The following is a 7,484-nucleotide window of genomic DNA, read 5'->3' as shown; positions in this document are numbered from 1 at the left end:
CTGTCTGGCTTGCTGTCTTTGAAAAAATTCCTTTACAGTTTGACCTACAAGGGGATCTCATTATCGTTTCGCTAGTTTCTGGTGTTTTACTGGGAGTCGGTTTAGGAGTTATTTTTAATGCTGGTGGGACGACTGGTGGTTCAGATATTGTTGCCCGTATCCTCAATAAATACACCAATATCTCAATTGGTAAATTGCTCTTTGGGATTGACTTTTTTATCCTAATGTTAATTTTAATTATCTTCCAAGATCTTCGTCTCGTTACCTATACTCTCTTGTTTGACTTTATCATCGCTCGTGTTATTGACTTGATCGGTGAAGGGGGCTATGCTGGTAAAGGATTTATGATTATCACTCAGTATCCTGAGCAATTGGCTGATAAAATCAATGAAGAACTAGGACGTGGCGTGACCTATATCTCTGGTCAAGGCTACTACAGTAAGAAAGATTTGAAAATCATTTATTGTATCGTCGGTCGAAACGAAATCGTTAAAATGAAGGATATGATTCACCATATAGACCCTCAAGCCTTTATTACCATCACTGAAGCTCATGAGATTCTTGGGGAAGGATTTACCTACATAAAAGAATAAAACAAAAAAGCTGGGAAATTCCAGCTTTTATTTTTGTTTAGAAAGTGTAGAATGACGATAACCATAAGTAAAGTAAATCACTAGTCCAACCAACAAAGCAAGTCCAAAGGCAATCCACGTTTCCTTGGTGTACTGAAGCATAAAGGAAAGACAGATAAGAATGGAAAGGATTGGCAAAAGCGGCACTAAAGGAGTTTTGAATTCTCCTTCTTTTGGCATACCCTTATCTTTTCTGAGCTTGATAATACCGTAGGCTAGTAAGATGAGATAGGCTAGTGTACAGATATTTAGAAAGGCGGCAATACTTGCCAAGGGGAAAATACCCGCTGCAATGGCTGAGGCAACTCCTGTTAAGATGGTCGCATTCTTTGGAACTCGGCTACTTTTGCTTAGTTGTTTGAAGCTTTGAGGCAAAAGTCCATCACGTGCTAAGCTATAAATCATCCGAGACAAAGCGTAAGTCATGGAGATACATACAGTTATCAGGGTTAGAATGGCTACAAGCGAAACATAATTTGCCGCCCAGCCTATACCAATACTACGTAATGAAAATGCTACTGCATCGTCCACATTGAGCTTACTGTAGTGAACAATCCCTGTCAATACTAAGGTTACCAAAGCATAGAGAATGGTGACGATTGTCAGAGAAAGTACGATTCCGCGAGGAACATTCTTTTGCGGAATTTGAATTTCATCAACTGCCATGGAAATAGACTCAAATCCGAGAAATCCAAAGAACATCAAAGATGCACCCGCCATAATCCCAGTACTTCCACCATATAGTTGACCAAAACCAAATGGAGCAAAATTCGTCCAATTTTCAGGCTTGATGTACCAAATACCAACTAGGATAAATAAGGCGAGAGCTGAGAATTTCAAGACGACTAAAAGCGAATTAAATCTCAAAGCTGCCTTAGAATTTAATAAAACCAATCCCGTTACCAAAGTCAGTACTAAAATAGGCAGAAGATCGATATAGGTTCCCTGTTTAGGGTTAAAGGTTCCATTCAAGGCTTGCGGCATGGAGATACCATAATTACTGAGCAAGCCCTTAAAGTAAGCTGCCCAGCCAGACGCCACACCTGAAACAGCCGTCATGAATTCCATGATGGTCAACCAGCCAGCAATCCAGGCTGGCAATTCTCCTAAAATCGCATAGAGATAACTATAAGCACCACCAGTTGCAGGCACACGAGAGGCAAATTCTGCAAAAAAGAGGGCTGATAGAGAAACACACAGGGCAGAAACCACGATGGAAATCACTAGTGATGGACCAGCTAGGGTAGCCGCTGCTGTTCCTGTAATGGTGAAAATCCCTGTCCCCACCATGGCACCAATCCCTAGAAGAATCAAATCCCACAATTTCAAATGGCGATGCATTTCCGTTCGTCCCAGACTAACATCCTTGGTTCTAAAAATATTCATACTTCATCTCCACTAAATGTAATTGTTTTATTTTACCACATAAAAGCATTTTTGTGAATATTTATTAGGTTCTTTTTTGAAAAAAATTCTGAACAGGAAGACTTCCTGTTCAGATTTTGCATATTCTTACCCAACAGCCCCTTCCATTTCATAACTGATCAAGCGATTGAGCTCAACTGCATATTCCATTGGAAGTTCTTTTGTGAAAGGTTCGACAAATCCCATGACAATCATCTCGGTTGCCTCAGTTTCTGACAAACCACGACTCATGAGGTAGTAGAGTTGTTCTTCTGAAATCTTAGATACTTTGGCTTCGTGTTCCAAAGCAACTTGCGAGTTGTGGATTTCATTGAATGGAATGGTATCTGACGCTGATAAGTCATCCATGATAATGGTATCACACTCGATGTGAGAAACAGATTTCTTAGAGTTCTTGTTAAAGGTTACTTGTCCACGGTAGTCCACTTTTCCTCCACCTTTAGCGATAGACTTAGACACGATAGACGAGCTTGTATGTGGAGCGTTGTGGATCATCTTAGCACCCGTATCTTGGTGTTGCCCAGCATTAGCAAAGGCGATTGAGAGCATAGTACCACGCGCTCCTTCTCCATCTAGATAAACAGATGGGTATTTCATGGTTGTTTTAGCACCTAAGTTACCATCAATCCACTCAACAGTCGCATCTTTCAAAGCTTTGGCACGTTTGGTTACCAAGTTATAGACATTATCAGACCAGTTTTGGATAGTCGTATAACGCATATAAGCTCCATCCAAGGCAAAGATTTCTACAATGGCTGCGTGCAAACTGTTACTTGAATAAGTTGGTGCTGTACATCCTTCTACATAGTGTACACTTGCTCCCTCATCAACGATAATTAAGGTACGTTCAAACTGGCCAGTATTTTCATTGTTGATACGGAAGTAGGTTTGAAGCGGAATATCTACCTTGACCCCTTTCGGTACGTAGATAAAGGTTCCACCAGACCATACTGCTGAGTTAAGGGCTGCCAACTTATTATCTGTCGGCGGGACCAACTTCGCAAAGTATTGTTTAAACAAGTCTGGGTATTCCTTGAGGGCAGAATCCGTATCTGTAAAGATAATTCCTAACTTCTCAAACTCTTCCTTCATGTTGTGGTATACTACTTCTGATTCGTACTGGGCAGAAGCTCCAGCTAGATAAGCACGCTCAGCTTCTGGAATTCCGATACGTTCAAAGGTTTCTTTGATTTTTTCAGGTACATCATCCCAAGAACGGGCTGGTTTGTCAGATGGTTTTTGGTAGTAGATCAAGTCATCAAAATCAATTTCTGACAAGTCTGCTCCCCAAGTTTGCATGGGCATTTTCTTGAAGGTTTCATAAGACTTCAGACGGAACTCCAACATCCACTCAGGCTCACCCTTGGCAGCTGATAATTCGCGAATGACTTCTTCGTTCAATCCTTTTCCTGTCGATAGGACAGGCTCTACATCGTCATGGAAACCAAATTTATATTCACCAAGGTCAATTGGTTTTGGTTCTACTCTTTCTTCAGCCATAATATCCTTTCTTTCATTATATATTTCTATGTTTCTTATTTATCTTCTTGATTTTCAATTGTTTTCTTGAGAGCATTCCAAGCTAAGGTTGCACACTTTATTCTTTGAGGGAATTTGGCAACACCTGATAAGAAAGCCGCATCTCCAAGTTGGTCTTGACGTTCATCTTTTTGACCTTGGACCATTTCTGAAAAAATAGTTGCTAATTCTAAAATCTCTTGCTTTGTTTTACCTAAAACTGCATCCGTCATCATACTAGCAGAGGCAGTTGAGATAGTACAACCCGAGTTTAGAAAAGCGATATCTTCCAAACGATCGGCTGCATCAAACTTAACAGAGAGATTAATAACATCCCCACAGGTTGGATTGTTGAGACTGATTTGCTCAGCGTCTTCTAACTTCCCTTGGTGATGTGGATTTTTCGAATGGTCCGCTACCACTGCCATATAAAGGCTATCTAGTTTAGAAAGTGCCATTGAAAAACTCCTTTGTCTTTTGTAAGGCATCAACTAGCTTGTCGCAATCTGCCTTGGTATTGTAGATATAAAAACTTGCACGAGCTGTTGCTGGGACTTCCAAATACTGAAGCAAGGGTTGAGCGCAATGATGACCCGCACGAACAGCCACTCCCTCATAATCCAGGGCCGTCGCAAGATCGTGAGGATGAAGATCGCCTAGGTTAAAGGCAATAACGCCTGAACGTTGAGCCAAGTCCTGCGAACCGTAAATAGTCAATCCTTCAATTGCCTGCAATTTTGGATAGACGTAGGCTATCAGTTCCTGTTCATGAGCTTCAATGGCATCCATGCCAATCTTTTCTAGATAATCAACTGCAGCAGCAAGTCCGATAGCACCCGCCATGTTAGGAGTTCCAGCCTCAAATTTCCAAGGCAATTCCTTCCAACTAGCAGATTGCTCATAGACGAAATCAATCATCTCTCCACCAAATTCTACTGGTGACATTTGTTCCAGATACTTTTCTTTGCCGTAAAGAACACCGATACCAGTTGGACCAGCCATCTTGTGACCTGAAAAGGCAAAGAAGTCCACATCCAAATCCTGCACATCAATCTTCATATGAGGCGTAGATTGAGCACCATCCACCACCATGATAGCTCCAACTTGGTGGGCCATTTGAGTGATTTCTTTGATAGGATTGACCACTCCAAGGACATTTGAAGCATGGGCTAACGAAACAAACTTGACCTTGTCAGTTAATTTGACCTGCAAGTCATCCATATCCAGAGCTCCATCCTTGAGATAGACATAGACAAGCTCCGCTCCAGTCTTGCGACAGGCTTCCTGCCAAGGAATGATATTGGAATGGTGTTCCATGACGGAAATCAAGACCTGGTCTCCCTCAGTCAACACTTCCTCAGCATAACGTGCTACCCAGTTAAGACTGGTCGTCGTTCCTCTAGTAAAGAGTACTTCCTTTGTCGAACCAGCGTTGATGAACTTACGAATGGTTTCACGAGCCCCCTCATAGGAAGCTGTTGCCCGTTCTGCCAAGGTATGAACACCACGGTGAACATTGGCATTGTCTTTCTCATAGTAACGGTTAATCGTTTCCAGAACTGCTAGTGGTTTTTGTGTCGTCGCAGCATTGTCCAGATAGACCAGAGGTTCATCATTAACAATCTGGTCTAAAATTGGAAAATCCTTGCGAATCGCTTCTACATCTAACATAGGCTTCCCCTTAGCGTTTTGACAATTTTTCTTCGATGGTTGCAATCATTTCATCACGAACTTCCTTGACTGGAATCTCTACGATAACGGATCCAAGGAAGCCACGAACAACCAAGCGTTCTGCAGTTGCCTTGTCCAAGCCACGGCTCATGAGGTAGTACATGTCTTCTGGATCTACCTGACCGATAGACGCTGCGTGTCCTGCAGTAACATCATTTTCATCAATCAAAAGAATTGGGTTAGCATCTGAACGTGCTTGGTCTGAAAGCATGAGAACACGACTCTCTTGTTGCGCATCTGCTCCCTTAGCGCCTTTGATGATGTGTCCGATACCGTTGAAGGTCAAGGTTGCTTTTTCAAGGATAACCCCATGTTGGAGAATATTTCCGATTGAGTTGCAACCATAGTTTGTTACTCGAGTATCAATCCCTTGCACCTGACGACCACTTGAAAGAGCTACGACTTTCAGGTCAGCATGGCTACCATTTCCAATCAAGTCGCTATCAAAGTCCGCAACGATATTTCCTTCGTTCATGACACCAATCGCCCAGTCAATGCTTGCATCGTTGCCTAGTTTACCACGACGGCTAATGTAGGCAGTGACATTATCACCAAGACGATCAATCGCCGCAAACTTGACTTGAGCACCCGAACGTGCAATCACTTCAACAGTGATATTGGCAGTTGCTTTTGCACTACCTCCACCTCGTGACTCTAGACGTTCAAGATAGCTTAATTTAGAGTTTTTACCAGCAATAATCAGAATATGCTTGTTAAAGGGCACATCGCTATCACTGTCTTGGTAGAAAATTCCTTCGATTGGTTCATCAATCTCAACATTATCAGGAATGTAGAGAACAGCACCACTGTTAAAGTATGCTGTGTGATAAGCTGCCAACTTGTCATCGTCATACTTAACAGATGACATGAAGAATTCTTCGATCAGCTCTGGAATTTCTTCTAAAGCTGAGTGGAAGTCTGTAAAAACAACCCCTTGTTCTGCCAACTCAACTGGAATTTGTTCAAAAACTGTTTGAGTTCCTACTTGAACCAACTTCAAGTGATTGTCTAGAGCTGTAAAGTCAGGAACATTTGCTGAAGGCTCACTTTCTGTGATGGTTCCATCTCCCAGATTCCAACGGTGAAATTTCACACGCTCGATAACTGGTAATTCCAAACTCTCAATCTTATCAAAAGCTTTTTGACGGAGTTCGGACAACCAGCTTGGTTCAGCGTGCATTTCTGAAAAAAGTTTAATAGTTTCTTTAGTCATTTACTTCTCCTAAAAGATACGAGGGAATTACAATTCTTCCTTGTAGTCATAGCCAAGTTCTTCAGCTAATTTTGCGTATCCTTCACGTTCCAAACGGGCAGCCAATTCTGGGCCACCAGAAAGAACAACACGACCTTCCATCATCACGTGTACCACGTCTGGTGTGATGTAGTTCAAGAGACGTTGGTAGTGAGTGATGATCATGGCACCAAAGCCTTCACCACGCATAGCATTCACACCTTTCGATACAACTTTAAGGGCATCAATATCAAGACCTGAGTCAATCTCATCCAAAAGGGCAAATGTAGGTTCCAACATCAAGAGTTGAAGAATTTCATTACGTTTTTTCTCACCACCAGAGAATCCTTCGTTGAGGTAACGCTCTGCCATTTCTTCTTTCATATTGAGCAATTCCATTTTCTCGTCTAGTTTAGTGATAAACTCACGAACTGAAATCTTTTCATCATCTTCTTTACCAGCATTCATGGCTGCACGAAGAAACTCTGCGTTAGTAATTCCAGGGATTTCTGATGGGTACTGCATAGCCAGGAAAAGTCCCATACGCGCACGCTCGTCCACTTCCAACTCAAGGATATTTACACCATCAAACAAGACCTCACCTTTAGTAACTTCATAGTTAGGGTTACCCATAATAGCTGCTGAAAGAGTTGATTTACCCGTACCATTTGGTCCCATAATGGCCGCAATTTCTCCTGTTTTCAGAGTCAGATTGACTCCTTTCAAAATTTCTTTTCCTTCAATCTCAACGTGAAGATCTTTGATCTCTAATACTGACATGATAGTTCCTTTCTTTTTCAAACATTTTGCTCAATACTTTAGGAAATTGCTTACAATCCCTAAAAAATAGGACAAAAGGTCAATAAATATACTCTACTAGTATAACAAAAAAAAGCCTAAAAGGCTTTGATTTTGTCTAGAAGCTGGGGGGCGTAATACCTTCGTCC

The 7,484-nt window shown here is 41.8% G+C and carries 7 protein-coding genes; 1 reads left to right on the top strand and 6 read right to left on the bottom strand.

What is annotated here, in order from left to right; translation table 11 throughout:
* Positions 1–593 (top strand): YitT family protein (locus tag SORDD24_RS02030; protein WP_231082654.1); only part of this gene is annotated, 593 nt, incomplete at its 5' end.
* Between the two features lie 27 nt (positions 594–620).
* Here the strand turns inward: SORDD24_RS02030 and SORDD24_RS02025 are convergent.
* The 6 genes from SORDD24_RS02025 to sufC form a co-directional block, all read right to left on the bottom strand.
* Positions 621–2,018: an APC family permease gene (locus tag SORDD24_RS02025; protein WP_061406997.1), complete on the bottom strand. Its 1,398-nt coding sequence runs from the start codon at positions 2,016–2,018 to the stop codon at positions 621–623.
* A 126-nt stretch (positions 2,019–2,144) separates the two neighbouring features.
* Entirely contained in the window at positions 2,145–3,557 is a 1,413-nt protein-coding gene (gene sufB, locus SORDD24_RS02020) for a Fe-S cluster assembly protein SufB (protein WP_061406995.1), read from the bottom strand.
* A 35-nt stretch (positions 3,558–3,592) separates the two neighbouring features.
* Positions 3,593–4,033, bottom strand: coding sequence for a Fe-S cluster assembly sulfur transfer protein SufU (gene sufU, locus SORDD24_RS02015; RefSeq protein WP_061406994.1), 441 nt, complete (start codon positions 4,031–4,033; stop codon positions 3,593–3,595).
* The gene (locus tag SORDD24_RS02010) at positions 4,020–5,246 is read right to left on the bottom strand and encodes a cysteine desulfurase (RefSeq protein ID WP_061406991.1); all 1,227 of its coding nucleotides are present in this window, start codon (positions 5,244–5,246) and stop codon (positions 4,020–4,022) included. Before SORDD24_RS02010 ends, sufU begins: the two co-directional genes overlap by 14 nt.
* A 10-nt stretch (positions 5,247–5,256) precedes the next feature.
* Complete coding sequence (gene sufD / locus SORDD24_RS02005) at positions 5,257–6,519, bottom strand: Fe-S cluster assembly protein SufD (RefSeq protein WP_061406988.1); 1,263 nt, start codon at positions 6,517–6,519, stop codon at positions 5,257–5,259.
* A gap of 27 nt (positions 6,520–6,546) precedes the next feature.
* Entirely contained in the window at positions 6,547–7,317 is a 771-nt protein-coding gene (gene sufC, locus SORDD24_RS02000; RefSeq protein WP_000114489.1) for a Fe-S cluster assembly ATPase SufC, read from the bottom strand.
* Positions 7,318–7,484 lie beyond the last annotated feature (167 nt).

This window comes from Streptococcus oralis, from assembly GCF_001579175.1.
GTDB classification, from domain to species: Bacteria; Bacillota; Bacilli; order Lactobacillales; family Streptococcaceae; genus Streptococcus; species Streptococcus oralis_O.
Note: the sequence above shows the minus strand (reverse complement) of the source record. Positions and strands in the feature narration are given on the sequence as shown.